The organism is Streptomyces avidinii (assembly GCF_045161815.1).
Taxonomy (GTDB): domain Bacteria; phylum Actinomycetota; class Actinomycetes; order Streptomycetales; family Streptomycetaceae; genus Streptomyces; species Streptomyces avidinii.
On the sequence record NZ_CP108863.1, the window covers coordinates 3650759 to 3676612 of the forward strand.

General features: G+C 72.1%; 22 protein-coding genes and 1 pseudogene. 10 read left to right on the forward strand and 13 right to left on the reverse strand.

Annotation, left to right across the window (positions count from 1 at the left end; genetic code table 11):
* Window positions 1-22 precede the first annotated feature (22 nt).
* The 3 genes from OG373_RS15930 to OG373_RS15940 form a co-directional block, all read right to left on the reverse strand.
* Complete coding sequence (locus OG373_RS15930; protein WP_405438989.1) at window positions 23-1747, reverse strand: thiamine pyrophosphate-binding protein; 1725 nt, start codon at window positions 1745-1747, stop codon at window positions 23-25.
* On the reverse strand, window positions 1744-3000 hold the full coding sequence (locus OG373_RS15935) for an aldehyde dehydrogenase family protein (protein WP_405438990.1): 1257 nt from the start codon (window positions 2998-3000) through the stop codon (window positions 1744-1746). Before OG373_RS15935 ends, OG373_RS15930 begins: the two co-directional genes overlap by 4 nt.
* A 78-nt stretch (window positions 3001-3078) precedes the next feature.
* Window positions 3079-4317, reverse strand: a complete 1239-nt coding sequence (locus OG373_RS15940; RefSeq protein ID WP_405438991.1) for an MFS transporter — start codon at window positions 4315-4317, stop codon at window positions 3079-3081.
* A 170-nt stretch (window positions 4318-4487) separates the two neighbouring features.
* On the opposite strand from OG373_RS15940, the gene OG373_RS15945 reads away from it, so the two are divergent.
* Window positions 4488-5765, forward strand: coding sequence for a helix-turn-helix domain-containing protein (locus OG373_RS15945; protein ID WP_405438992.1), 1278 nt, complete (start codon window positions 4488-4490; stop codon window positions 5763-5765).
* Here the strand turns inward: OG373_RS15945 and OG373_RS15950 are convergent.
* A complete protein-coding gene (locus OG373_RS15950; protein WP_405438993.1) occupies window positions 5755-6372 on the reverse strand; it encodes a hypothetical protein in 618 nt (205 codons plus the stop codon). The genes OG373_RS15945 and OG373_RS15950 overlap by 11 nt on opposite strands.
* 1128 nt (window positions 6373-7500) lie before the next feature.
* Here OG373_RS15950 and OG373_RS15955 point away from each other — a divergent pair.
* The gene (locus OG373_RS15955; RefSeq protein WP_397738636.1) at window positions 7501-9264 is read left to right on the forward strand and encodes an acetyl/propionyl/methylcrotonyl-CoA carboxylase subunit alpha; all 1764 of its coding nucleotides are present in this window, start codon (window positions 7501-7503) and stop codon (window positions 9262-9264) included.
* 176 nt (window positions 9265-9440) lie between these two features.
* Here OG373_RS15955 and OG373_RS15960 read toward each other — a convergent pair whose 3' ends face one another.
* Both OG373_RS15960 and OG373_RS15965 read right to left on the reverse strand, forming a co-directional pair.
* The gene (locus OG373_RS15960; protein WP_405438994.1) at window positions 9441-10391 is read right to left on the reverse strand and encodes a DeoR/GlpR family DNA-binding transcription regulator; all 951 of its coding nucleotides are present in this window, start codon (window positions 10389-10391) and stop codon (window positions 9441-9443) included.
* 175 nt (window positions 10392-10566) lie between these two features.
* Window positions 10567-12006: an NAD(P)H-quinone dehydrogenase gene (locus OG373_RS15965; RefSeq protein WP_052873218.1), complete on the reverse strand. Its 1440-nt coding sequence runs from the start codon at window positions 12004-12006 to the stop codon at window positions 10567-10569.
* A 173-nt stretch (window positions 12007-12179) separates the two neighbouring features.
* Here OG373_RS15965 and OG373_RS15970 point away from each other — a divergent pair, with 173 nt between their 5' ends.
* The 3 genes from OG373_RS15970 (at window position 12180) to OG373_RS15980 (ending at window position 15411) form a co-directional block, all read left to right on the forward strand.
* Complete coding sequence (locus OG373_RS15970) at window positions 12180-12617, forward strand: gamma-glutamylcyclotransferase (protein ID WP_405438995.1); 438 nt, start codon at window positions 12180-12182, stop codon at window positions 12615-12617.
* A gap of 291 nt (window positions 12618-12908) precedes the next feature.
* Entirely contained in the window at window positions 12909-13715 is an 807-nt protein-coding gene (locus tag OG373_RS15975; RefSeq protein ID WP_405438996.1) for a purine-nucleoside phosphorylase, read from the forward strand.
* A 28-nt stretch (window positions 13716-13743) separates the two neighbouring features.
* On the forward strand, window positions 13744-15411 hold the full coding sequence (locus OG373_RS15980) for a phospho-sugar mutase (RefSeq protein ID WP_405438997.1): 1668 nt from the start codon (window positions 13744-13746) through the stop codon (window positions 15409-15411).
* 269 nt (window positions 15412-15680) lie between these two features.
* Here the strand turns inward: OG373_RS15980 and OG373_RS15985 are convergent, their stop codons facing one another.
* The 3 genes from OG373_RS15985 to afsQ1 are packed head-to-tail and all read right to left on the reverse strand — an operon-like array spanning window position 15681 to window position 18470.
* Complete coding sequence (locus OG373_RS15985) at window positions 15681-16316, reverse strand: hypothetical protein (RefSeq protein ID WP_397738646.1); 636 nt, start codon at window positions 16314-16316, stop codon at window positions 15681-15683.
* Window positions 16309-17739, reverse strand: coding sequence for an ATP-binding protein (locus OG373_RS15990; protein ID WP_397738677.1), 1431 nt, complete (start codon window positions 17737-17739; stop codon window positions 16309-16311). The genes OG373_RS15985 and OG373_RS15990 overlap by 8 nt, the downstream gene beginning before the upstream one ends.
* Window positions 17740-17792: 53 nt before the next feature.
* Window positions 17793-18470 (reverse strand): two-component system response regulator AfsQ1, encoded by a 678-nt coding sequence (gene afsQ1 / locus OG373_RS15995; protein WP_063754818.1) that lies wholly within the window; start codon window positions 18468-18470, stop codon window positions 17793-17795.
* Between the two features lie 188 nt (window positions 18471-18658).
* Between afsQ1 and OG373_RS16000 the strand changes: the two genes are divergently transcribed.
* A complete protein-coding gene (locus OG373_RS16000) occupies window positions 18659-19357 on the forward strand; it encodes a SigE family RNA polymerase sigma factor (protein WP_053705143.1) in 699 nt (232 codons plus the stop codon).
* A gap of 199 nt (window positions 19358-19556) precedes the next feature.
* Here OG373_RS16000 and OG373_RS16005 read toward each other — a convergent pair whose 3' ends face one another.
* Window positions 19557-20258: a uridine kinase gene (locus OG373_RS16005; RefSeq protein WP_405438998.1), complete on the reverse strand. Its 702-nt coding sequence runs from the start codon at window positions 20256-20258 to the stop codon at window positions 19557-19559.
* Between the two features lie 51 nt (window positions 20259-20309).
* On the opposite strand from OG373_RS16005, the gene OG373_RS16010 reads away from it, so the two are divergent.
* Window positions 20310-20660 (forward strand): hypothetical protein, encoded by a 351-nt coding sequence (locus OG373_RS16010; RefSeq protein ID WP_405438999.1) that lies wholly within the window; start codon window positions 20310-20312, stop codon window positions 20658-20660.
* 86 nt (window positions 20661-20746) lie between these two features.
* Here the strand turns inward: OG373_RS16010 and OG373_RS16015 are convergent, their stop codons facing one another.
* Genes OG373_RS16015 through deoC form a run of 3 tightly spaced genes read right to left on the reverse strand, consistent with a single transcriptional unit; the run spans window position 20747 to window position 24055 of the window.
* Window positions 20747-21658 carry an aldehyde dehydrogenase family protein gene (locus OG373_RS16015; protein WP_405439000.1) on the reverse strand — a complete coding sequence of 304 codons (912 nt, stop codon included), beginning with the start codon at window positions 21656-21658 and terminating at the stop codon, window positions 20747-20749.
* Complete coding sequence (locus tag OG373_RS16020) at window positions 21651-23087, reverse strand: aldehyde dehydrogenase family protein (protein WP_397738655.1); 1437 nt, start codon at window positions 23085-23087, stop codon at window positions 21651-21653. The genes OG373_RS16015 and OG373_RS16020 overlap by 8 nt, the downstream gene beginning before the upstream one ends.
* Before the next feature lie 5 nt (window positions 23088-23092).
* A complete protein-coding gene (deoC, locus tag OG373_RS16025; RefSeq protein ID WP_405444071.1) occupies window positions 23093-24055 on the reverse strand; it encodes a deoxyribose-phosphate aldolase in 963 nt (320 codons plus the stop codon).
* Between the two features lie 243 nt (window positions 24056-24298).
* Between deoC and OG373_RS16030 the strand changes: the two genes are divergently transcribed.
* The 3 genes and pseudogenes from OG373_RS16030 (at window position 24299) to OG373_RS16040 (ending at window position 25842) form a co-directional block, all read left to right on the forward strand.
* Complete coding sequence (locus tag OG373_RS16030; RefSeq protein ID WP_405439001.1) at window positions 24299-24457, forward strand: hypothetical protein; 159 nt, start codon at window positions 24299-24301, stop codon at window positions 24455-24457.
* Between the two features lie 85 nt (window positions 24458-24542).
* Window positions 24543-25163 (forward strand): annotated as a pseudogene (locus tag OG373_RS16035) (class F sortase); the annotation flags it as partial.
* A 193-nt stretch (window positions 25164-25356) separates the two neighbouring features.
* On the forward strand, window positions 25357-25842 hold the full coding sequence (locus OG373_RS16040) for a PH domain-containing protein (protein ID WP_405439002.1): 486 nt from the start codon (window positions 25357-25359) through the stop codon (window positions 25840-25842).
* Window positions 25843-25854 lie beyond the last annotated feature (12 nt).

The following is a 25854-nucleotide window of genomic DNA, read 5'->3' on the forward strand; positions in this document are numbered from 1 at the left end:
CTCATCCTTGTCTCGCAGTCGTTCATTCGTCCTCACGCAGCGGGAAGTCGCCGCCCGCCCCGGAGGTTCCCGGGGGGCTGTCGGCGAGGGACACCCCCACCTCGACCACTCCTGACGTGCCGTGTTCGGCGCAGTGTTGCCACGCCGTATGTAGGACGCCGTGGAGATCGTCCGGGTTGTCGACTCGCCAGTATCCGAGACCGTATGCGTGGGTCAGGCCCTCGGATCCGGTCGGGCGGTCGGCGGTGAAGGCGAACCGTGAGCCGGGACCCGAGACCCGGTCCAGGTTGGTCTGGAGCCATCCGTAGCCGCCGTTGTCGAGGACGACGTACAGCACGGCGGCGCCCGCGTCGGCGACGGTGGGCAGTTCGGAGCGGAAGAGGTTGAAGGCGCCGTCGCCGACCACCGCCACCACGGGCCGTCCCGGTTCGGCGAGGGCGGCGCCCACGGCGGCCGCGGCGCCGAAGCCGAGCGGGGTCTGTTCGCTGGGCACGACGGACCCGCCGAGGGCGCCGCAGCTCCAGTGGGGGTAGAAGTACGACCACATGTCCTGCAGGCCGTTCTCCTGTACGAGGATCCGCGTCTCGGGGACGGCGCTGTCGAGGGCGGACAGCACGCGCGCCACCGGAACGCCCGCGCCCGGTCCCGCGGCGGCCGCAGCGGCGTCGGCGTCCGCGGCCCGCTCGGCCGCGCGCACGGCGTGCGCCTCCCGTACCTCGTGGACCCGTTCGGTCCAGGCGGTGGCGGGTGCGTGCCCGGCCAGCAGCCCGGTCCAGGCCGCCACGGTCCGCTCCACGTCGCCCAGCACCCCGGCGCCCGGCCGGTCGGTGACGATGCTCTCCTCCCCCGTCACCACCTGGATCACCGGGAGCCCGGCGGCGTCCGGCCAGCCGAAGGTCGCGGTCTCCTCAAGCCGGCTGCCGAGCGCGATCACCAGGTCGGTCTCGCGCCACAGCCGGTCGGCGGGGGCCACCGTGTAGAGCCCGGACACCCCGCAGAAGAGCGGGTGGTCCTCGGCGACCGTGCCCCGGCCGGACGCGGTGGTGAAGATGCCGGCGCCGAGCCGCTCGGCGAAGGCCTCCAGGACACGGCCGGTGTTGCGGTGGCGCGCGCCGCCGCCCACCAGCAGCAGGGGCCGCCGGGCCGCGGCGATGGTGTCGGCGGTGGTCCGCAGCACCTCGGGGTCCGGGGTGGGCCGCTGCGGGGCGGCCGGCCGCCAGGGGCCGGTACGGGTGACCGGTTCACCGGCGATCTGCTCCGCGATCTCCACGTAGACGGGCCCGGGGGTGCCGTTGACGGCGAGGGTGAGGGCCTTGTCCAGTACGCCCGCCAGCCGGTCGGGGTGGTCCACCCGCGCGGCCCATTTCACGTACGGGCGCACCGCGGTGAGCTGGTCCAGTTCCTGGAACGCCCCCGTGCCCAGCCGGTCCAGGGCGGTGCCCCCGGCGATGAGCACGACGGGCGCGGCGGCGGAGGCGGCCTCCAGTACGCCGGTGAGCGTGTTGGTCAGGGCGGGGCCCTTGCCCACCGCGGCGATGCCGGGGCGGCCGGAGGCGAGGGCGTAACCGGTCGCCATGAACAGGGCGTTGCGCTGGTCCCGGCACAGCACGAAGCGGGTGTCGGTGCCCTCCAGGGCGCCCAGCAGGTCCATGTCGTCGCCGGGCAGGCCGAAGACGGCGCCGGCGCCGAGGTGGCACAGGTGGTCCGCGACGGCGTGCCATGCGGTGGGGTACGTGTGCCCGCTCATCGGGCGGCTGCCGGGAAGTGCTCGGCGACGGCCTTGGAGACGAGGACCGGCTCGGTCCACATGTCCTGGCCGTCGGTGATGTAGTTCGCCATCCGCCCGTACCCGCCGAAGGGCGCGTTGCCGTCGTCGATGGACAGCAGGGTGGTGTCGACGGTGACGGTGGTGCGCCTGCGCAGCGCGGCGATCAGGCCGGGGGCGTCTCCGTACACGCTGGATCCGAGGGCGCGTTCGGTGAACACGCTGGTGGTGAGGGTGGCCGCCAGGGCCTCGGGGTCGCGGTAGCCGACCACGTTGAAGACCGGCGCGAAGAACTCCGGCACCGGGGTGCGCGGTGTCACCTCCTCGCCGACGATGACGGTGGGCTCCATCCGGCGCTCGCGGAAGTCGACGTGGCCGCCGTGGACGATGTGCCGGCGGTTGCGGGCCAGGAACTGGGCCGCCTCCTCCAGCGCGCCGTCGTAGAAGACGGGACCGTAGTCGGCGCCGGGGTCGGTGTAGGGCCCGTAGCGCAGTCCCTTGAGCTCCGAGACGAGGGTGTCGAGGAACTCGTCGAGCAGGTCCTCGTGGACGCAGAACAGGTCCGGCCCCAGGCAGTCCTGACCGGCGTTGTGCATGCGTATCTCCACGGCGTCCCGGGCGGCCTTCGCGATGTCGGCGCCGGGGGCGACGACGAAGGGGTTGACCCCGGAGCCGAGGAACAGGAAGAGCTGCCCCGGGGAGAGCTGGGGCCGGATCTGCTCGGCGTTGCGGTAGGCGCCGGTGAAGACGACGACGTCGGCCGGCTGCACGTACTCACGCAGGAACTCGCGCTGGCTGGCGTTGGTCAGCTCGATCGGCAGGCCGTGGTGCCCGGCGAGCAGCGTGTGCAGCCGGCCCATCTGGTCCTTGACCTGACTGGAGGGGCGGAAGACCAGCCGGTCCGCGTAGAGGGCGGGCACCAGCAGGTACAGGGCGTAGGAGTACAGGACGACGTTCGACGGCATGTAGACCGCCAGTCGCGGGACCCGGCCCGGCCGGTACGTCTCGAACTCGGCGAGCGCACCGTCCAGGGTGGCGATGGTCGCCTCGATCTCGTATCCGGCGGCGCGGTGCGTGGAGATCTCGCAGAGCAGGTCGTGGACGGCGCCGGGGTCGCGGGCCAGGAAGTCCCGGACGGCGCGGAGCGCGTCCAGGCGCCGGGCGTCCGGGCGCCCGGCGTCCGGGGCGTGCACCGGCTGGTTGAGAGCAGTCGGCCAGGCGGGAGCGGAGCTCATGTATCCCTCCTCGGGGCGGAGTCCATGGAGGGTCAGCGTCAACCCCCAGTCATTCATTGTCAAGTTTAGTCATAGTAGTCATGGCCGCTGATCGGCCTGCATCCCGCGGAGCGCGGGAGCCGCCCAGCAGCAGCCGACGACCAGCAGGTAGCCGCAGGCGAGGGTCACGATCGCCGGGCGCAGACCGGCGGCCCCCACCATCACCACCGTCAGGGAGGCCCCCAGCGGTACGGCCACCAGCCCGGCGGTGTCGACCGCGGCGGTCACACGCCCGTACTGCTCGCGCGGAACGCTCCGCTGCAGCACGCCGGTGCGGACCGGGCCCACCGGGGCGGCGAAGGCGCCGAGCAGCGCGAGCAGTGCGGCCCCGACCGGCAGGGAGGGCAGGGCGGCGAGCGCGCCGATCAGCAGGGCCACGGCGAAGCCGGCGCCGAGGTAGACCCGGCGCGCGCCGAGCCGGTGGCCCGCGACGGCGTAGCCGACCGTGCCCACGACCGCCCCCAGCCCGAAGGCCGTGAGCAGGATGCCCAGGCTCGTCGCGCTGCCCAGGTGCTGGTAGGCGTAGGTCACCAGGACCACCCCCGCCAGCCCGCTGTCCAGCCCGTTGAAGGCCGTCCCGGAGACGGCCACGGCGCGCAGCAGCCGGTGCTCGCGCAGGGTGCGCAGGCCCGAGCGCAGTTCGTTCAGGTAGGGGGTGGCCGGCCGGTCGGCGGGGCGTGCGCGGCCCGCCGACAGCAGGCCGAGGATGAGGGCCGCGGCCAGGAGGCAGGCCACCGCGTCGATGAGCAGCACGTCGGCGACGCCGAGCAGGGCGACCGCGGCCCCTCCCAGCGGCGGGCCGCACAACTGGGCGACCTGATGGACCCCGCCGAGGAGGGCGTTGCCCCGCTCCAGGGGCATGCCCGCATCCTCGGCCAGTTCGGGCACCAGCCCGGTGACGGCCGCGGAGGCGGGGATGTCCAGCACATTGGCGGCCACGACCAGTGCGGCAAGGATGGGGAAGTTCAGCATCTCCAGGGCGTGCATGACCGGAATGCAGGCCGCGCCGAGACCGCCGACCGTGTACGAGAGGACCGCCGTCGTCCGGAATCCCCAGCGGTCCACCAGGGGGCCGGACACGAATCCGACGGCTCCCGAGGCGACGGCCCCGAGGGCGACGAGGATTCCGGTCTGCGCCACGCTCCCGGTCGTCTGCAGCACGAACCACGGGACGGCGACGACCATCATCGCCTCGCCGACCGAACTGACGGCCACCGCGCCCAACAGGACATAGATGCCCCACCGACGTCGTCGGCCGGGCCGCGCATCCATTGTCATGAGTATTGACTTTAACATGACTCGAATGTGACTACATGAATCCACCAAGAATCCGCAAAAATTGACACCGCTTCACGACTCAGCATCACCGAACGGGCCATGTCGGGTAGAATCCTTTGTCACACTCCGTAAATATCCATCCGCCCTTCGACCACACAGCGAGCCGAACCTTGACGATCGAGCAGCCAGCATTCGGGAAACGTGTTCGGGAGAGACGTCGCGTCCAGGGCATGTCCCAGGGGGATCTCGCCGGAGAGGGCGTCTCTTCCAGCTACGTCTCGCTGGTGGAGAGCGGTCACCGGATCCCCAGCCTCAAGGCGGCGAAGGTCATCGCCGGGCGGCTCGGGGTGACGCTCGAGGAACTGTGCGAGCCGGAGGCCCAGGACAAGCAGCGCACCCACCGGCTCCAGCTGGTCGGCCTGCTGGTCGCCGCCCGCTCCAGCCAGCTGGCCGGGGACTGGTCCGCGGCCCGGAGCCAGCTGGAGACCGTCGTGCGGCAGGCCGGCGACGGCGGGTTCGACGAGGTGCGCTGGGAGGCCCGCTGGGAACTGGCCACCGTGCTCGACCGGCTCGGCGCCGACGCCGAACGCGAGGCGACCCTGCTGGAGCTGCTGAACGACCCGATCACCGCCGCCGCGCAGCTCATGCGTACCCGGGCAGCGATCGAGCTCGCCGACCTCTACCGGCGCACGGGACGGCTCTCCGAGGCCGTCACCTTCGCGGAGGACGCCGCGAGCGCCGCCGACGGTCTCGACGCCGCCCGGCCCGAACGGGTCCAGGCCCAGGTCGTACTGCTGACGGCGTACGTGGAGAGCGGGGAGTGGCACCGCGCGAAGAGCCTCGGCGACGCGCTGCTCCAGGAGGTGCCGTCCGTACCGGCCGAGCAGCTGCGGGCGTGCGCGCTCTGGGCCGCGGCCGGCGCGCGCCACCTGGGCGGCGGCGGTGAGGCCCTCGGCCTGCTGGCCGAGGCGGACGACCTGCTCGGCCGGGCGGACGACGTCCGGCTGCGCACCCGCCTGGCCCGGGCCCGCGCCCTGCTGGCCGTCGCCACCGGCGACGGGAGCGCCGCCGCCCTGCTGGACCGCGTACGCCGGGCCGGGACGCTCGACTCCGCGCCCGCGGCGGCGGCCTGGCTCGCGACGCTGGAGGCGCTGGCCGCCGTGACCGCCGTACGGTCCGAGGGGGCCTCCGCGGCCACCGCGGCCGCGGCGGCCGACGCGCTGGACCCCGCGGCGCTGCCGCCGCTCGACAGGGCCCGCTGCACCGTCGTACGGGCCCGTGCCCGGCGTGCCGCGGACCAGGAGGAGGCCGCCGCGGAGGACTTCAAGGCGGCGGCCTCGGACTACGAGAAGGCCGGCGCCGTCCGGCTGGCGATGGAGACGTGGCGGGAGCTCAGCACCCCCGGCCACGTCACCGGCGTCGACCCTCACGCGGTCCTCATGCCGTAGCGGGCTCCGGACATCGCACTCTCCGGAGCACCGCTCTGCGAACGGGGGCGGAGGCCGCCACGGCCGCCGCCGTCCCCGCTCCGGCGGACAGGTCCCGTACGTACGCGACCCCGCCCCCGCCGAACGGCCCGGACGCGGGGATCACCACCCTGCCGTCCGGTCCCGTACCCAGCACGTCCACCTCGGCGGCGAGCGCGAAGCCGCCCCGTCCGGACAGTCGCAGCGCCGCCTCCTTACGGGCCCACATCCGGGCCAGTACCGAGGACCGCCGTCCGGCCGTCGCCTCCCCCGCGAAGGCGCGTTCCGAACGGCTGAAGGGCAACAGGGCCTCGGCCTCGACCGAGCCGGGCACGGCGACCGCGCTGAGCGCCACCGACATCCCACGGGCCAGCGCGACGAGCAGCCCTCCCTCGTCCCGGCAGATCGCCACCCCGAGCGACCCCGCCTCCCAGCGGAGCCGGCCCAGGTCGTCCCGCGCGAGCCGGATGTCGTCCGGCGGCCGCATCGACAGGCGTGCCAGCAGGGCGCGGACCGACCGGTCGTCGCCCCCACCGGGAGCGCCCGGCGGCGTGGGCGGCGCGAGGCAGAATTCGCTCTCGCTCAGCACGGAGAAGACGTGGACCTCACCCTCACCGACCTCGTACGGACGGTCCTGGTGCCACCGTTCTTCTTTTAAAGCCGATCCCGCTGCATCCTTTTCTGATTGATGTATGTCATAGAGAAGATCATCCCCCGGCAATTTTCCCTCACATCTTTGTTTCCAGCCGTCGGAAACCGAAGAGAATCGGCATCAATGGCTGGAACGAGAACTCATAGAAGCAGCTTGGTCAGAGCGCTCTTTTTTCAATGACCCGACACCGGAGCTCGGAGCGCCGAGGCAGGAAACCGCCTGCAGGGCGCTCGGTCGGCTCGACGGTGCGACCCCGCAGCCACTTGCCTCAGCGCGCCCAGCAGGGCGCACGGAGCACCAAACGTAACCTGGCACGTTCACCCCAGTCAACATCGGCAAGACCGATCTGACTATGGCTGACTGGCGGTCATATTTTCTTGAAGGATTAACCGCTGACGGCCCGTCCGGAGCCACGTGTCAACGCCGGTCGAGCGCCGAAAAGTGCTCGCCCCCGCCGCCAATGACCGGCAAATCGCGGGGCGCCGGACCCGCCCCCTCCGCCGGCGCCGTGGACATGCCGCGGACACGCCCGTCCCCGCGATGGCCGGAAATCTTCGGCCGCTCGACGCCCGCCCCGCGCTTTCGCCTCCGCAGGGCCCCGCCTTTGCGGCGGCGACGGGTGCGGCAGCGGCCGGGACCGGTCCGGGCGGCGCCCGGCGGGGTCCCTCGTCCGCAGTACACGCCCGGCGCGCTGCGGCCCGTCCGGGCCACCGTGGGCTACATCGCTGTGGGTACGGTGTTGTGCCGGTCCGCCCTGCGGGACAACGGGGCTACCAATCAGTAAACAAGGGGACAACTCCTCTCACGACCGCAAAGAAACTGTGGGCCGTTCGTAGGGACTCGACAAAGAATCACCCGGGGCCGCTGACCGGAGGAACAGAGACCTTGGATACAGGACGGGGTTACTGTGCAGTCGGGGATCCCCCTGACCTGGGGCGCCACAAGGGTTCTCCGGCGGTTCGGACCTCGCATCACACTCTGTGTGGGCAAGGTCACCACCGGGGAAGGGTCGAAAGGCCGTGTGGGCTGTCCCTAAACTCAGCTTGTTTCAAGGAGGGAGCCATCGTGCGCAAGGTGCTCATCGCCAACCGTGGCGAAATCGCTGTCCGCGTTGCTCGGGCCTGCCGGGACGCCGGGATCGCGAGCGTAGCCGTCTACGCCGATCCGGACCGGGACGCTCTGCACGTCCGCGCGGCCGACGAAGCTTTCGCGTTGGGCGGTGACACCCCGGCCACCAGCTACCTGGACATCTCCAAGGTCCTCCAGGCCGCAGCCGACTCCGGTGCGGACGCCATCCACCCCGGATACGGCTTCCTCTCCGAGAACGCCGACTTCGCCCAGGCCGTGATCGACGCCGGCCTCACCTGGATCGGTCCGCCGCCGCAGGCGATCCGCGACCTCGGTGACAAGGTGGCCGCCCGTCACATCGCCCAGCGCGCCGGGGCCCCGCTGGTCGCCGGTACGCCGGACCCTGTCTCCGGGGCGGACGAGGTCGTCGCCTTCGCCAAGGAGCACGGCCTGCCGATCGCCATCAAGGCCGCCTTCGGCGGTGGCGGTCGCGGCCTGAAGGTCGCCCGCACCCTCGAAGAGGTGCCGGAGCTCTACGACTCCGCCGTCCGCGAGGCCGTCGCCGCCTTCGGCCGCGGCGAGTGCTTCGTCGAGCGCTACCTCGACAAGCCGCGCCACGTCGAGACCCAGTGCCTGGCCGACTCGCACGGCAACGTCGTCGTCGTGTCGACCCGTGACTGCTCCCTCCAGCGCCGCCACCAGAAGCTCGTGGAGGAGGCCCCGGCCCCCTTCCTGACCGACGCTCAGAACGCGGAGCTGTACGCCGCCTCCAAGGCCATCCTGAAGGAAGCCGGCTACGTCGGCGCCGGCACCGTCGAGTTCCTGGTCTCCGCCGACGGCCTGATCTCCTTCCTGGAGGTCAACACCCGGCTCCAGGTCGAACACCCGGTCACCGAAGAGGTCGCCGGCATCGACCTGGTCCGCGAGATGTTCCGCATCGCCGACGGCGAGGAGCTCGGCTACGGCGACCCGGTCCTGCGCGGTCACTCCATCGAGTTCCGCATCAACGGCGAGGACCCGGGCCGCGGCTTCCTCCCGGCCCCCGGCACGGTCACCAAGTTCAACGCCCCCACCGGCCCGGGTGTCCGCCTCGACGCGGGCGTCGAGTCCGGCTCCGTGATCGGCCCGGCCTGGGATTCGCTCCTGGCCAAGCTGATCGTCACCGGCGCCACCCGCGAGCAGGCCCTCCAGCGCGCGGCCCGCGCCCTGGCCGAGTTCGAGGTCGAGGGCATGGCCACCGCCATCCCCTTCCACCGCGCGGTCGTCGTCGACCCGGCGTTCGCCCCCACGGACGGCAGCCCCTTCACCGTCTTCACCCGGTGGATCGAGACCGAGTTCGTCAACGAGATCCCGGCGTTCACGGCCCCGGCCGCGGAGGACACCGAGGACGAGCCGGGCCGCGAGACCGTGGTCGTCGAGGTCGGCGGCAAGCGCCTGGAGGTCTCCCTCCCGTCCTCACTGGGCATGACCCTGGCCCGTACGGCCGCCGCGGGCGGCGCGAAGCCGAAGCGCCGCGCGGCCAAGAAGTCCGGCCCCGCCGCCTCCGGCGACACCCTGGCCTCCCCGATGCAGGGCACGATCGTCAAGGTCGCGGTCGAGGAGGGCCAGCAGGTCAACGAGGGCGACCTGGTCGTCGTACTCGAAGCCATGAAGATGGAGCAGCCGCTCAACGCCCACCGCTCGGGCACGATCGTCGGCCTCACGGCCGAGGTCGGCGCGTCGGTCACCTCGGGCGCGACGATCTGCGAGATCAAGGACTGACGTCCTGCAACGGGGTTCCCGGGGTTCGCGCCCCGGGGGCCCCGTTTCGCATGTGCGGCGCCGCTCCGGGCGCGCTGCCCCCGCAACCCCGCACCTGAAACGCCGGCGAGGCTGAAAGATCAGCCTCGCCGGCGTTCTTGAGGCGCGGGGTCCGGGGCCGAGCCCCGGCACACGGCCTAGCGGCGGCGCATGTCGGCCACGCGCGCCCGCTCCGCCTGCGGCTCGAGCATCCCGCCGGACGCACTGCGCAGCTGGGCCGACGGCCCGCCCCGCCTCTGCACCGGCAGCGGCGACTCGCGGCGCGGCCGCCGCCCCTGCATCCCGTCCACACCGCCGGGGGCGACCGCGCCGCCCGCCACGGTGATCTGCACGCCCTGGTCCGCCAGCGCCTGCAGCTCCGTACCCGCCCGGTCGTCGTGCGGCGGCGGCTCGTCCGTCACCAGGCGCGTCATCACGTCGGTCGGCACGGTCTGGAACATCGTGTCGGTACCGAGCTTCGTGTGGTCGGCCAGCACCACCACTTCCGCCGCCGCCTGCACCAGCGCCCGGTCCACGCTGGCGGACAGCATGTTGGACGTGGACAGCCCGCGCTCGGCGGTCAGACCGCTGCCCGAGAGGAAGGCCCGGGAGACCCGCAGCCCCTGGAGGGACTGTTCGGCTCCGCTGCCCACGAGGGCGTAGTTGGACCCGCGCAGGGTGCCGCCGGTCATGACCACCTCCACCCGGTTGGCGTGGGCCAGCGCCTGGGCGACGAGCAGCGAGTTGGTGACGACGGTCAGTCCGGGCACACGGGCGAGCCGGCGGGCCAGCTCCTGGGTCGTGGTGCCCGCGCCGACGACGACGGCCTCGCCCTCTTCGACGAGGCCGGCCGCGACATCGGCAATGGCGGTCTTCTCCGCCGTCGCGAGATGGGACTTTTGCGGAAAGCCGGACTCCCGCGTGAAACCGCCCGGCAAGACCGCACCGCCGTGTCGGCGGTCGAGGAGTCCTTCTGCCTCCAGTGCCCGCACGTCCCGCCGTACGGTCACTTCGGAGGTCTGGACGACGCGGGCGAGCTCCCGGAGCGATACCGCTCCGTTGGCCCGCACCATTTCGAGGATCAATTGGCGACGTTCTGCAGCGAACACGAAACTGACAGTAACCCCAACGACCGTCTGCTTTCAGCTCTTTGCGCCGGAATACCGAAGTTGTCCATAAGGTGGGGCGACTAGTGGTATACGCAACCCGAGAGTTGCGTGAACATCTCGCCACGAAACGCCGCCCCGCCCCAAACCCCTTACGGTATGGGGCGGTTAGGCCGGGTCAGGCCTCCCCGGCGGCCTTCCGCGTGTGCAGCTGGCGGGCCACCTCGGCGATCGATCCCGACAGCGAGGGGTACACGGTGAACGCGTTTGCGATCTGCTCGACCGTCAGATTGTTGTCGACCGCGATCGAGATGGGGTGGATCAGCTCGCTCGCGCGCGGCGAGACGACCACACCGCCGACGACGATGCCGGTGCCCGGGCGGCAGAACATCTTCACGAAGCCGTCCCGGATGCCCTGCATCTTGGCGCGCGGGTTGCGCAGCAGCGGGAGCTTCACCACACGGGCATCGATCTTGCCGGCGTCCACGTCCGCCTGGGTGTAGCCGACGGTGGCGATCTCCGGGTCGGTGAAGACGTTCGAGGAGACCGTCTTCAGGTTCAGCGGGGCCACCGCGTCACCGAGGAAGTGGTACATCGCGATGCGCCCCTGCATCGCCGCGACCGACGCGAGCGCGAAGACGCCCGTGACGTCACCGGCCGCGTACACGCCGGGCGCGGAGGTGCGCGAGACCTTGTCGGTCCAGATGTGCCCCGAGTCCTTGAGCCGGACCCCGGACTCCTCCAGGTTCATGTTCTTGGTGTTCGGGATCGCGCCGACGGCCATCAGACAGTGCGTACCGGTCAGCACACGGCCGTCGGAGAGGGTCACCTCGACCCGGTCGCCCACCCGCTTGGCGGATTCGGCCCGGGAGCGCCCGACCACGTTCATGCCGCGGCGCCGGAAGACGTCCTCCAGCACGGCGGCCGCGTCCGGGTCCTCACCGGGCAGCACGCGGTCGCGGGAGGACACGAGGGTCACCCGGGACCCGAGGGCCTGGTAGGCGCCGGCGAACTCGGCCCCGGTCACACCGGAGCCGACCACGATGAGCTCCTCGGGGAGCTCGTCGAGGTCGTAGACCTGGGTCCAGTTCAGGATCCGCTCGCCGTCGGGCATGGCGTCCGGGATCTCGCGCGGGGTCCCGCCGGTCGCGATCAGCACGGCGTCCGCGGTCAGGATCGTCTCGGACCCGTCGGCGGCGGTGACGATGACGTCCCGGGTGCCGTCGATGCCCTGCGGCCCGCCGAGCTTGCCGCGGCCGCGCACCACGCGGGCGCCGGCCCGGGTGACGGAGGCGGTGATGTCGTGGGACTGGGCGAGCGCGAGGCGCTTCACACGCCGGTTCACCTTGCCGAGGTCCACGCCGACGACGCGCGCGGCCTGCTCGATGTGCGGGGTGTCGTCCGCGACGACGATGCCGAGCTCCTCGTAGGAGGAGTCGAAGGTCGTCATCACCTCGGCGGTCGCGATCAGAGTCTTGGAGGGTACGCAGTCGGTGAGGACCGAGGCCCCGCCCAGACCGTCGCAGTCGACGACGGTCACCTCCGCGCCGAGCTGGGCCCCCACCAGGGCTGCCTCATACCCGCCGGGTCCGCCGCCGATGATCACGATCCGGGTCACGAAAAGTCCGCCTCACGTCTACCCGGCCGGCTGCCGCCCCGGCCGGTGTTCCGGGGGGTCTCCCCGGGGGATGCATTCCGTGCCCCATTGTCCCGCACGCTTCACGGTGCTTCGCGCCCGGTCCCTCCATCCGGGCACGCGTGCACCGGCACCCCTCCCGTACCCTCGACCTCATGTCGCTCTACGCCGCGTACGCCGGCAACCTCGACCCGCGGCTGATGACGCGCCGCGCTCCCCATTCGCCGCTGCGCGGCACGGGCTGGATCAACGACTGGCGGCTGACCTTCGGCGGCGAGCAGATGGGCTGGGAGGGCGCGCTCGCCACGATCGTCGAAGCCCCGCGCCACCAGGTTTTCGTCGCCCTGTACGACATCGCGCCGCCGGACGAGGAGTCGATGGACCGCTGGGAGGGTGTCGGCCTCGACATCTACCGCCGCATGCGGGTCCGCGTCCACACGCTGGACGGCGAGGAGGCGGCCTGGGTGTACGTCCTGAACGGCTACGAGGGCGGCCTGCCCTCGGCGCGCTACCTCGGCGAGATCGCCGACGCCGCCGAGTCCGCGGGCGCCCCCCACGACTATGTGATGGAAATCCGCAAGCGCCCCTGCTGAACCCCTGCTGTTCCGGCCTCGCCAGGGGGCACCTCCCAGCGGTAGCTGGGGGAGTTTGAGGCGCGGGGTCCGGGGCGGAGCCCCGATCTTTCGGCCCCGCCGACGCCCGGGACGCGGGCCCGGGGCGGAGCCCCGGCTCTTTCGGCCCGGCCCACGACCCGGCGCGAGGGCCGCGCGTCCACACCCCCGCCCCCCTCGGGGACGATTCGGCGGAAACGACAAGGCAACGATCCGAACACCGTGAGCTGTGCCATCTACGCGCGTAGGCCGGAAGCGGTTACGCTCGTCCGCGTGAACGCATCTGTTACCGACCCCTTCGCCGCCGCCGACGCCGCAGCCGCCCGCCTGCGTGAGCTGACCGGCGTGGACTCCCACGATGTCGCCCTCGTGATGGGCTCCGGCTGGGCCCCCGCCGCAGAGGCGCTCGGCGCCCCCGAGGCCGAGTTCCTCGTCACCGAGCTGCCCGGCTTCCCGCCCGCCGCCGTCGAGGGCCACGGCGGCAAGATCCGCTCGTACAAGATCGGCGACAAGCACGCCCTGGTCTTCCTCGGCCGGACCCACTACTACGAGGGCCGCGGCGTCGCCGCCGTCGCCCACGGCGTGCGCACCGCCGTCGCCGCCGGCTGCAAGACCGTCGTGCTGACCAACGGCTGCGGCGGTCTGCGCGAGGGCATGAAGCCCGGCCAGCCCGTCCTGATCAGCGACCACCTCAACCTGACGGCCACCTCGCCGATCGTCGGCGCGAACTTCGTCGACCTCACCGACCTGTACTCGCCGCGCCTGCGCGCGATGTGCAAGGAGATCGACGCGACCCTCGAAGAGGGCGTCTACGTGCAGTTCCCCGGCCCGCACTACGAGACCCCGGCCGAGATCAACATGATCCGCGTCATGGGCGCCGACCTGGTCGGCATGTCCACCGTGCTGGAGGCCATCGCCGCCCGTGAGGCCGGCGCCGAGGTGCTCGGCATCTCCCTGGTCACCAACCTGGCGGCGGGCCTGTCCGGCGAGCCGCTGAACCACGAAGAGGTCCTCCAGGCCGGCCGCGACTCGGCTGCCCGCATGGGCACGCTGCTGACGCAGGTCCTCGCCCGCATCTGATCGACGTACGAGAGGTAAGGCGGAAGCAGTGCAGGAACAGGCACAGGACGACCTGATCACCCGGGCGCAGGCCTGGCTGGCCGAGGACCCGGACCCGGAGACGGCCGCGGAACTGGCCGCGCTCATCGAGTCGGGAGACACCGCGGAGCTCACGGACCGTTTCTCGGGCACCCTGCAGTTCGGCACCGCCGGTCTGCGCGGTGAGATCGGTGCCGGTCCGATGCGGATGAACCGCGGTGTGGTCATCCGGGCCGCGGCGGGTCTCGCGGCCTACCTGAAGGCCCAGGGCCACGACGGCGGCCTGGTCGTCGTCGGCTACGACGCCCGCTACAAGTCCGCGGACTTCGCCCGCGACACCGCGGCCGTCATGACCGGCGCCGGGCTGCGCGCGGCCGTCCTGCCCCGCCCACTGCCGACGCCCGTCCTCGCGTTCGCGATAAGGCACCTCGGCGCCGTCGCCGGCGTCGAGGTGACCGCGAGCCACAACCCTCCCCGGGACAACGGCTACAAGGTCTACCTCGGCGACGGCTCGCAGATCGTCTCCCCGGCCGACACCGAGATCGCGGCGCAGATCGCGGCGGTCGAGAAGCTGGCCGACGTACCGCGCCCGGAGTCCGGCTGGCAGGACCTCGGTGACGAGGTCCTGGACGCCTACCTGGCGCGCACGGACGCCGTCCTGACCCCCGGTTCCCCCCGGGGCGTGCGGACCGTCTACACGGCCATGCACGGCGTCGGCAAGGACGTGGTCCTGGCGGCCTTCGCCCGGCACGGCTTCCCGGAGCCGGTGCTGGTCGCCGAGCAGGCCGAGCCGGACCCGGCCTTCCCGACCGTGGCGTTCCCGAACCCGGAGGAGCCGGGCGCGATGGACCTGGCGTTCGCGAAGGCCGCCGAGGTCCAGCCCGACATCGTGATCGCCAACGACCCGGACGCGGACCGCTGCGCCGTGGCCGTCCCCACCGGGGACGGCTGGCGGATGCTGCGCGGCGACGAGGTCGGCGCGCTGCTGGCGGCGCACCTGGTCCACAAGGGGGTCTCACGCGGTGACAGCAACAGCGTCTTCGCGGAGTCCATCGTCTCCTCCAGCCTCCTGGGCCGGATCGCGGAGGCGGCGGGCGTCGGTTACGAGGAGACCCTGACCGGCTTCAAGTGGATCGCCCGCGTCGAGGGCCTGCGCTACGGCTACGAGGAGGCGCTCGGCTACTGCGTGGACCCCGAGGGCGTCCGCGACAAGGACGGCGTCACCGCCGCCCTGCTGGTGGCGGAGCTGGCCTCGGTGCTCAAGGAGCAGGGCCGCACCCTGACCGACCTGCTGGACGACCTGGCGATGGCCCACGGCCTGCACGCCACCGACCAGCTGTCCGTGCGCGTCTCGGACCTGTCGATCATCGCCGACGCGATGGCGGCGCTGCGCGCGCAGCCGCCGGTGTCCCTGGCGGGCCTGCGGGTGGTCTCGGCGGAGGACCTGGCCAAGGGCACGGAGACCCTCCCGCCCACGGACGGTCTGCGCTACTACCTGGACGGCGCGTACAAGGCCCGGGTGATCGCCCGCCCGTCGGGCACCGAGCCCAAGCTGAAGTGCTACCTGGAGGTCGTGGTCCCGGTGGCCGAGGCCTCCGACCTGGCCCCGGCCCGCGTCCGCGGCCAGGAAGTCCTGGACGCGATCAAGAAGGACCTCTCCGCGGCCATGGGCATCTGATCCCGCCGGCGCCGCTCGCGGCGCCTCGGCCCCAGGGGGCCTCACCGGCTTCGTGCCGCTGCGCCGGACTCCGTCCGTCGGGCACGGAGCCGGGGCTTCGGCCCCCTGCCCGGCCCGGTCCCGCCCCGTCCGGCGGGACCGGGCCTTCGCGCATCCGGCCCCGCCCGCACTTGAGCCGCACCCTCGGCCCCGCCGGCATACCCTCGGCCCCGCCGGCGCTCGAGGCGCGGGGGTCCGGGGGCAGGGCCCCCGGCGTGGGCGGCGCCTCGTCAGGAGGGCGACACGGAGGGCGTCGGGCGGGCGATCTCGCCCAGCGTCGGCACCGACTCCGGCCGCGAACGCACCGCGTCCGTGCACTCCCACGCCCGCGGCGGATCCAGGTCCGGGCCGCCCAGGACCACCGGGCCCGGGGTCCCCTTCAGCGCCTCGCTGCCCGCCAGCGTGCACACGATCTGCGAGAGCGCCACCGGCGGCAGGTCCTCCGGCTTGCGGCTGAGCCGCACCGTGCCCGCCGGGTCCCCCGGCCTCGGCGCTCCCGCCGAGAGCCCGGCCGGGACCTCGCTCGTGAAGCCGGCGTCCCGCTCCTCCGTGGTCGGCGTCCGCTCCAGGGCCTCCAGCAGCGCCTGCGCGACGAGCGTCAGGGGGTCCCGTACCGGCTTCTTCTCAGGTACCGGAATCACTCGCTCCACACCCACCAGTTGCGATCCGCAGACCAGCTCCACCGTGGCCCGGAAGCCCTGCACCCCGCTCGGCTGGGGCTGCGTGTCGCACGACACGCGCGACGGCGCCGCGCCCACGTCCACCGGCACCGTCGTCGCCCGGATCCCGCAGGCCGAGGTCGCGAGCAGCAGGGCGGCGACGAACGGCACCAGCACCGCCGGAACCACCGGCAGAGCCCTACGCATCCGCGTCACCCGCGATCACCTTTCCGATGTCCACCGGCAGCCGCAGCGTGAACAGCGCACCGCCCCCCGCCACGTTGGCGGCGGTGATGTCGCCGCCGTGGATGTGCGCGTTCTCCATGGCGATGGACAGGCCGAGCCCGCTGCCGTCCGACTTCGGCCGCGACGCGCTCGCCTTGTAGAACCGGTCGAAGACGTGCGGCAGGACCTCCTCGGGGATGCCCGGACCGTTGTCCTGCACCGCGATCACCAGCCACTCCCCCTCCACCGTCACCGACACCCGCACCGGCGAGCCGCCGTGCTTGAGCGCGTTGCCGATCAGGTTGGCGAGGATGACGTCGAGGCGGCGCGGGTCCAGGCGGGCCACGATGCCCCGCTCGGCATCGAGTTCGACCGCGTCGAGCCAGGCCCGGGCGTCGATGCAGGCGGTGACCTGGTCGGCGACGTTCACGTCGTCCAGCACCAGCTTGGCCGTACCCGCGTCGAAGCGGGTGACCTCCATCAGGTTCTCCACCAGGTTGTTGAGACGGCGCGTCTCGCTGACGACCAGCGCCACGGCCGGTGCGATCATCGGATCGAGGTCGTCGACCTCCTCCTCCAGCACCTCCGCCACGGCCGTCAGCGCGGTCAGCGGCGTCCGCAGCTCGTGGGACATGTCCGCGACGAAACGCCGGCTCGCCTCCTCCCGCGCGCTCATGTCGGCGACCTTCTTCTCCAGCGCCTCGGCCGTCTTGTTGAAGGTGTGCGACAGGTCGGCGAGTTCGTCGGTGCCCGACACGTCGAGGCGGTGGTCCAGCTCGCCCTCGCCGAGCCGCCGCGCCGCGTCGCCGAGCCGCTGCACGGGCTTGAGCACGGTACGGGCCGCGGCCTGCGCCAGCAGCGCGGAGCCGAGCAGCGCGAGACCGGTGGCGATGGTCAGCGACCAGCCGAGCGCGTTGAGGTCGTCCCGCTCCTGCGCGAGCGACTTGTACATGTAGCCGGTGGGCCCGCCGCCGACGATCCGGGTCCCGCCGACCAGGTACGGATTGCCGTTCGGCTTCGTCCGCTGCCAGTACATGTGGTACTCGGAGTCGTTCGCGGCGGTCGTCTTCTGCCGGTCGTTCACCGCGTTCTGCAGGGACTTCGGTACGTTGGCCAGCCCGAAGGAGTCGGGCCCGGCCGCGCCGAAGATCTGCCGGTTGTCCTTGCCGACCTGCACCAGCAGCACGCTGTAGCCGGGGCTGCTGCCCGCCATCAGCTCGGCGGTGCGCTGCAGCTCCTCCGCGGTGGGATCGGCGGGCAGCGCGGCGGCCCGGTTCTGCATCTCCTGCCGGAAGTCACCGAGGGCGGCGTCCTGGACGCGGGTGAGGACCGCCTCGCGGTTGAGCCAGTAGGCGATGCCCGAGGCGGAGACCGCGGCCGTCAGTGCGACCAGGCAGAACACCATGAGGAGCCGCAGCCGCAGGCTGGTCCAGCGCCGGCCCGCGAGCAACGCGCGGATCACTGCGGGGAGTCCAGGCGGTAGCCCACACCCCGGACCGTACGGATCAGGGTGGGCGAGGACGGCACGTCCTCGACCTTGGCGCGCAGCCGCTGCACGCAGGCGTCGACGAGCCGCGAGTCACCCAGGTAGTCGTGCTCCCAGACCAGCCGCAGCAGCTGCTGGCGCGACAGCGCCTGCCCCGGCCGGCGGCTCAGTTCGAGCAGCAGCCGCAGCTCGGTCGGGGTGAGCTGGAGGTCCTCGCCGTTCTTCGTCACCGTCATGGCGGCCCGGTCGATGACCAGGGAGCCGAAGCTCGCCGAATCGCTCGACTCGCGCTCGCCGCGGCGCAGTACGGCCCGGATGCGGGCGTCGAGGACCCGCCCCTGGACGGGCTTGACCACGTAGTCGTCGGCCCCGGACTCCAGGCCCACCACCACGTCGATGTCATCGCTGCGCGCGGTGAGCAGGATGATCGGCAGTTGGTCGGTGCGGCGGATCCGCCGGCACACCTCGAAACCGTCGATCCCGGGCAGCATCACGTCCAGCACGATCAGATCCGGCCGCTGCTCGCGCAGCAGTTTCAGGCCGTCCTCGCCCGTCGCCGCGGTGGCCACACGGTGGCCCTGGCGTGACAGGGAGAGTTCGAGGGCCGTGCGGATGGCGTCGTCGTCCTCGATCAGCAACAGGAAAGGCACGGGCTCATTCTGTCCCATCGGCAGTCGGGAGTTCGACCGTCGGGCGACGTGATCCTGTCGGGGTCCTGTCAGAAGTCGCTGTGACAGGGCTGTGACAGTCGACGGACACCCCGGTTAAGTCGGCGGGGCAATCTTCTATCAACGCACAACGGACCGAAGCAGACACACTCCACGACGGGGGGCGCGAGATGAACACGCTGCACAGCACCACGACCAGCGCGGTTGTCACGCGGCTGCACGATGTGAACCGCCGGGCGGGTGTCCGTACGGTGGCGGTCGCCCGTCCCCGGCCGGCCCACGTCGTAGCCATTGACGCAAACCAGTACCAGGCGGTTCCCGCCGCCGAGCAGACGCCCTCCTCCACCTCGGAGGCGGAGTTCACGGCGTACGTCCAGGAGCGGCGTGCCGCCCTGTACGCGACGGCCTTCCACCTCACCGGCGACCGGTACGAGGCCGAGGACCTGCTGCAGAGCGCGCTGTTCTCCACGTACCGCGCCTGGGACCGGATCAGCGACAAGGCGGCCGTCGGGGGCTACCTGCGCCGCACGATGACCAACCTGCACATCAGCGCGTGGCGTCGGCGGAAGCTGAACGAGTACCCGACCGAGGAGCTGCCGGAGACGGCCTCCGACACGGACGCGATGCGCGGTACGGAGCTGCGCGCGGTCCTGTGGCAGGCGCTGACCCGCATCCCGGAGCCGCAGCGCACCATGCTGGTGCTCCGCTACTACGAGGGCCGCACGGACCCGGAGATCGCGGAGATCCTCGGCATCAGCGTCGGCACGGTGAAGTCGAGCATCTGGCGCTCGCTGCGCCGCCTGCGGGAGGACGAGGCGCTGAGCTTCGGCCGTGACGAGGCGGAGTCCTTCGAGGAGCTCGTCGCGTAACGCGGCACACACAAAAGCCATCGGGCCAGGGGGCCCGTCCTACGGGGGTGGGACGGGGGTCGCGGGGGGAAAAGGCGGGATCGAGCGGACGGGGGTCCGTGCGATCCCGCCTTTTCGCATGCGCGGGTCCGGCAATGCGCCGCACCCCGGATGCCGGCCGGGCCGGAAACCGGGCCCGGCAGGGTCCGGAAGGGACGGCCTAGGCAGGGGTCGCCGTGCGGTGGCGGCCCGCCGCGGCTGCGGCCAGGCGGCCGAGGGCCTCGTCGCCGGCGCAGGCGTGCGCGCCCAGGGCGACGTGCCGGGCCACGATGCCCCGCTCGGCGCGCATCAGCCGCAGGCCCCTGCGCAGCAGGAACGGCACGGACTTGCGGCCCTCCCGCAGGTCGCGGGCCAGCCGGCGGCGGAAGGTCGTCGAGGGACGCCCCCGCAGGCAGATGGCGTCCGCGAGGAGGCCCAGCTGCTGGCAGCGGGCGGCCACGTCGGCGGCGAAGATGCCCTCCGCTATGAACAGCGGGGTACGGGCGATGTCGAGGCTCTCGGCGCCCGTGCGGGAGCTCGTCGCGATGTCGTACACCGGGACGTCGGTCCGCCCCACCGCGCACAGTTCGGCGATCGCGGCGACCGCCGCGTCCGCGTCCCAGGACAGCGGGGAGTCCCAGTCGATGTCGGAGCTGCCGTCGACGAGCGGGAGGGAGGGGTCGTCGCCCTCCTTGTAGAAGTCGTCGAGGCGCAGCACGGGCAGCCCCGATCGGGCGGCCAGCGAGGATTTTCCGGAGCCCGACGGACCGGTCAGCAGTACGACTCGGGTCGGCGAAGGAGAGGAGGAGCTCACGGGACACCAGTCTGAACCATTCCCCCGGGTAGGGGATCCTCCCGGTGGCCGGTTGGTGTCCAGGAACACACCTCAACTACGCTGCGTGCGCACGCGACTACGACCTCAGGCGGGATCTCCATGGCACGTCACGCAGCCCCTTCCGTACCGAACCGGCTCCGCAGCGCCGGACTGACCGTCTCGATGGCCGGTGCGGCCCTGGCGATGGCCGCCGGCGGCGCCCAGGCCGGCGAGCTCGACGTCCCGGCGGCCCTGGCCGGGGTCACCGACCCGATCGCGAACCTCAAGGTGAACCCGCTCGCGCACACGGGTGTGGACCCGCTGGACAACGGCGTCGCCACGAAGGTCGCCGACTTCCCGTCCGTCGGGACGGGCGTGGTCACCGGCATCCTGACCCAGGGGCCCTCGGTCGGTGAACTGCCCACCGCCGCCGCCTCCTCGCTGCTCGGCCCGGTGCTCCCGAAGGCGTAGGGGCACCGGCACAGCACACGAGAAGGCCCCGGCAGCGCGGGGGACGCTGCCGGGGCCGGTCTCGTAGGGGGCCTGTCCCGGGTGGACTAGTAGGACGAGCCGCCCGCGCCCAGCGACCCGGTGGGGTGCCAGACGGTCTTGGTCTCCAGGAACGCCGTCATGCGCGACGTGCCCGGGTCGGCGCTCCAGTCGTCCACAGGCTGTGGACGCAGGACGCGCTTGAGGTTGTCGGCCGCCGCGATCTCCAGCTCCTTGGCCAGCGCCGTATCGGCGCCCGCCAGGTCGATCGCGTTGACGTCCTGGTGGGACGCCAGGTGCGGGCCCATCTCGCCGGCCTTGCCGGAGAGGATGTTGACCACGCCGCCGGGCAGGTCGGAGGTGGCGAGCACCTCGCCCAGGGAGAGGGCCGGCAGCGGGGACTTCTCGCTGGCGATCACGACGGCGGTGTTGCCCGTCGCGATCACCGGGGCGATCACCGAGACCAGACCCAGGAAGGACGAGTCCTGCGGGGCGAGGACCGTGACCACACCGGTCGGCTCCGGGGTGGAGAGGTTGAAGAACGGGCCCGCGACCGGGTTGGCCCCGCCCACGATCTGGCCGATCTTGTCGGTCCAGCCCGCGTACCAGACCCAGCGGTCGATGGCCGCGTCGACGACCGCGGCCGCCTTGGACTTGGACAGCCCCTCGGCCTCGCCGACCTCGCGGACGAACTGCTCGCGGCGGCCCTCCAGCATCTCGGCGATGCGGTAGAGGATCTGCCCGCGGTTGTACGCGGTCGCGCCGGACCAGCCGCCGAAGGCCTTGCGGGCCGCGACGACGGCGTCACGCGCGTCCTTGCGGGAGGACAGGGGGGCGTTGGCCAGCCACTTGCCCTTGCCCCCGCCCGATGTTTTGGCGCTCACCTCGTACACCCGGCCGCTCTCGGAACGCGGGAACTTCCCACCCACGTACAGCTTGTAGGTCTTGAAGACGCTCAGCCGCGTCGAAGACTCAGACATCGAGGTAGCCCTCCAGGCCGTGACGGCCGCCTTCGCGCCCGAAGCCCGACTCCTTGTAGCCGCCGAAGGGCGAGGTCGGGTCGAACTTGTTGAACGTGTTGGCCCAGACGACGCCGGCGCGGAGCTGGTTCGCGACCGCGAGGATGCGCGAGCCCTTCTCCGTCCAGATGCCGGCGGAGAGGCCGTACTGGCTGTTGTTGGCCTTGGCGACGGCCTCGTCGGGCGTACGGAAGGTCAGCACGGACAGCACCGGGCCGAAGATCTCGTCGCGGGCGACGGTGTGCGCCTGGGTGACGTTCGTGAAGAGCGTCGGGGCGAACCAGTAGCCGGAGGACGGCAGCTCGCACGCCGGGGACCAGCGCTCGGCGCCCTCGGCCTCGCCGGTCTCCGCGAGCGCGGTGATCCGGGCGAGCTGCTCGGCGGAGTTGATCGCGCCGATGTCGGTGTTCTTGTCGAGCGGGTCGCCCAGGCGCAGCGTGGAGAGGCGGCGCTTGAGGGAGTCCAGCAGCTCGTCGTGGATCGACTCCTGGACCAGCAGGCGGGAACCCGCACAGCAGACCTGACCCTGGTTGAAGAAGATGCCGTTGACGATGCCCTCGACGGCCTGGTCGATGGGGGCGTCGTCGAAGACGATGTTCGCGCCCTTGCCGCCCAGCTCCAGGGTGACCTTCTTGTCCGTACCGGCGATCTGGCGGGCGATGGCCTTGCCGACCGCGGTCGAGCCGGTGAAGGCGACCTTGTCGACGTCCGGGTGGGCGACCAGCTCGGCGCCCGCGTCCCCGTAACCGGGGATGATGTTGACGACGCCCTTGGGGAGACCGGCCTGGCGGCAGATGTCCGCGAAGAACAGCGCGGAGAGCGGGGTGGTCTCGGCGGGCTTCAGGACGACCGTGTTGCCGGCGGCGAGCGCCGGGGCGATCTTCCACGCGAGCATCAGCAGCGGGAAGTTCCACGGGATGACCTGGCCGGCCACGCCGAGCGGGCGCGGATTGGCGCCGTATCCCGCGTGGTCGAGCTTGTCGGCCCAGCCCGCGTAGTAGAAGAAGTGGGCGGCGACCAGGGGGAGGTCCGCGTCGCGGGTCTCCTTGATCGGCTTGCCGTTGTCCAGGGTCTCCAGGACGGCGAGCTCGCGGCTGCGCTCCTGGATGATCCGGGCGATGCGGAAGAGGTACTTGGCGCGCTCGGAGCCGGGCAGCGCGGACCACTTCTCGAAGGCCCTGCGGGCGGCCTTCACGGCGCGGTCCACATCGGCGGCGCCCGCCTGGGCGACCTCGGCGAGGACCTCCTCGCTGCTCGGCGAGACGGTCTTGAAGACCTTGCCGTCGGCGGCGTCGGTGAACTCGCCGTCGATGAACAGCCCGTAGGAGGGGGCGATGTCGACGACCGAGCGGGACTCGGGAGCCGGTGCGTACTCGAATACAGATGCCATGGTGATCAGTCCACCGTCACGTAGTCGGGACCGGAGTAACGGCCGGTGCTCAGCTTCTGGCGCTGCATCAACAGGTCGTTGAGCAGGCTGGAGGCGCCGAAGCGGAACCAGTGGTTGCTCAGCCAGTCCTCGCCCACGGTCTCGTTGACCAGGACCAGGAACTTGATCGCGTCCTTGGTGGTGCGGATGCCGCCGGCCGGCTTCACGCCGATCTGGATTCCAGTCTGCGCGCGGAAGTCGCGGACGGCCTCGAGCATGAGCAGGGTGTTCGCCGGAGTGGCGTTGACCCCGACCTTGCCGGTCGACGTCTTGATGAAGTCGGCGCCCGCCAGCATGCCGATCCAGGAGGCGCGGCGGATGTTGTCGTAGGTCGACAGCTCGCCGGTCTCGAAGATGACCTTCAGGCGTGCGGCGCTGCCGTCCTCGCGGACGCAGGCCTCCTTGATGGTCCTGATCAGCTCGTACGTCTCCAGGTAGCGGCCGGCGAGGAAGGCGCCACGGTCGATGACCATGTCGATCTCGTCGGCGCCGGCGGCGACGGCGTCACGGGTGTCCGCGAGCTTCACGGCCAGGGCGGCACGGCCGGCCGGGAAGGCGGTGGCGACGGAGGCGATCTTGACGTCGGCGCCGTTCAGCGCGGCCTTCGCGGTGGCCACCATGTCGGGATAGACACAGACGGCCGCCGTCATCGGGGTCGTGCGGTCGGTCGGATCGGGATTGACGGCCTTGGCGGAGAGCGCCCGGACCTTGCCCGGGGTGTCCGCGCCTTCCAGCGTCGTCAGGTCGATCATCGAGATGGCCAGGTCGATGGCATACGCCTTGGCCGTCGTCTTGATCGAACGGGTGCCGAGGGAGGCCGCGCGGGCCTCCAGGCCGACAGCGTCGACGCCGGGCAGCCCGTGCAGGAAGCGGCGCAGCGCACTGTCGGACGTCGTCACGTCAGCGAATGCGGTGAGGGTGGTGGGCATGGTCACCAGATGAGCATATCTACGCGCGTAGCGACCTGTCACCCCCGCCCCCGAACCGCTATGGAATCGACACCTCCACTCTCCGTCACCGAACCATGACAGGAGCCGGATCCTCCGCGCGTACTGGACTCATAACTTTGCTCTCAGCAGCCCGCCAGACACTCACCCGGCTCTCACGGACAGAGAAAACCGCGGCATGCGACTCTCCTCCACTTTCCCGAGACCTCGCTCCAAGGAGTCGTTATGCGTACCGCCCTCCGCACCTCCATCGCCGCCGCGTTCCTCGCCGGCGCCCTCCTCGCCCCGGTCGCGGGCACCGCCTACGCGGGTGCGGGCCTCGCCGCCGTCGTCGCCGGTCTCGGCGCCGTCCTCCTCAGCCGCCGCGCCCGCACCCGGCGCTGACGGCCCCTGCCCACCTCTCCTCGTCCCTCCGTGCGGCGGGCCACCGATCCGGTGGCCCGCCGCACGCCTCTCCCGGAGCACCCTCATGCCCCACCGCGTGCGCCTCCCGCTCGCCGCCGCCCTCCTCTGCGTCGCCCTCACCGGCTGCGGCGCGGCCACCGGTACGGCCACCGGTACGCCCGCCGGCGCACCCGCGGGCACCGCGGCGCCGTCCGTCGCACCCGCCGCCGACCCGGCGCCGTCCGCGACGACCTCCCCGATGCCCGCCTCCGAGCCCGTACGCGTACGGATCCCCGCGGCCGGGGTGGACACCTCGCCCGTACTGAAGCTGGGTCTCGCCGCCGACGGCGCCGTCGAGGTGCCCTCCGTGGCCGACGGGGACAGGATCGGCTGGTACACGAAGGGCGTCACCCCGGGCGAGACCGGGCCCGCCGTACTGATCGGCCACTTCGACACCGCGCGCGGCCCGGCCGTTCTCAAGGACGTCTCGCGGGTGCGCACCGGCGCGGAGATCGCCGTCTCCCGGGCCGACGGGACCACCGCCGTCTTCCGTGTCCGCGAGCTGGAGCAGGTCGGCAAGAAGGAGTTCCCGACCGCCAAGGTGTACGGGAACACCGCCCGCCCTGAGCTGCGCGTCATCACCTGCGGCGGCGAGATCACCGACGGGCACCGGCCCGACGACATCGTCCTGTACGCCGATCTCGTGGGCCGAGAGGGCGTGGGGCAGAATCGACCCCATGAGCAGCCAGCAGCCGACCGACGAGCCGGTGTACGCAGACCGGGTCTACCGATCCTCCATGGGCATCGTCTCGGGGGTACTGCTGCTCGCGCTGACCGCCTGGCTCTGCGGCGACGCCGTGGTGCGGGGCTCGGGCAACACCCCGTGGATCGCGCTGGCGGTGGCACTGTGCGTCGTACCGCTGATCGTCGCCTTCACGATCCGGCCGGCCGTCTTCGCCAATGACGACCGGCTGCGCGTCCGCAACCCCTTCCGGATCATCGAGCTGCCCTGGGCGGCCGTGGACGCGGTGCGTGCCGGGTACTCGGCCGAGGTGCTGGCCGAGGGATCGAAGTACCAGCTCTGGTCGGTTCCGGTCTCGCTGCGGGAGCGGAAGAAGGCCAACCGGCAGCAGATGCGCCACAGTGCCCACGACCGCCGTGACCCGGGCGCCTCGGCCGACCCGGGCGCGCGGGCGCGTACCGCCCCGTCCGAACCGATGCGGGCCGGTGCCGACCGCATCGTCGACGACCTCCAGGCACTGGCCGAGAGCCGCGCCTCGCGGCCCGGCGCCCAGGGCAGTGTGCGGGTGCGCTGGTCGTACGAGATCATCGCGCCCGCCCTGGCCGGCGCGCTCATCCTGATCGTCCTCATCGCGACCGGCTGACCGGCCGGGACG

Coding starts and splice junctions, on each gene's coding strand:
- OG373_RS15940 (WP_405438991.1), bottom strand. CDS start 4,317: ATGACAATGGATGCGCGGCCCGGCCGACGACGTCGGTGGGGCATCTAT.
- OG373_RS15930 (WP_405438989.1), bottom strand. CDS start 1,747: ATGAGCGGGCACACGTACCCCACCGCATGGCACGCCGTCGCGGACCAC.
- OG373_RS16015 (WP_405439000.1), bottom strand. CDS start 21,658: ATGTCTGAGTCTTCGACGCGGCTGAGCGTCTTCAAGACCTACAAGCTG.
- OG373_RS15935 (WP_405438990.1), bottom strand. CDS start 3,000: ATGAGCTCCGCTCCCGCCTGGCCGACTGCTCTCAACCAGCCGGTGCAC.
- OG373_RS16020 (WP_397738655.1), bottom strand. CDS start 23,087: ATGGCATCTGTATTCGAGTACGCACCGGCTCCCGAGTCCCGCTCGGTC.
- OG373_RS16030 (WP_405439001.1), top strand. CDS start 24,299: ATGCGTACCGCCCTCCGCACCTCCATCGCCGCCGCGTTCCTCGCCGGC.
- OG373_RS15990 (WP_397738677.1), bottom strand. CDS start 17,739: ATGGTGTTCTGCCTGGTCGCACTGACGGCCGCGGTCTCCGCCTCGGGC.
- OG373_RS15970 (WP_405438995.1), top strand. CDS start 12,180: ATGTCGCTCTACGCCGCGTACGCCGGCAACCTCGACCCGCGGCTGATG.
- OG373_RS16010 (WP_405438999.1), top strand. CDS start 20,310: ATGGCACGTCACGCAGCCCCTTCCGTACCGAACCGGCTCCGCAGCGCC.
- OG373_RS16000 (WP_053705143.1), top strand. CDS start 18,659: ATGAACACGCTGCACAGCACCACGACCAGCGCGGTTGTCACGCGGCTG.
- deoC (WP_405444071.1), bottom strand. CDS start 24,055: ATGCCCACCACCCTCACCGCATTCGCTGACGTGACGACGTCCGACAGT.
- OG373_RS15985 (WP_397738646.1), bottom strand. CDS start 16,316: ATGCGTAGGGCTCTGCCGGTGGTTCCGGCGGTGCTGGTGCCGTTCGTC.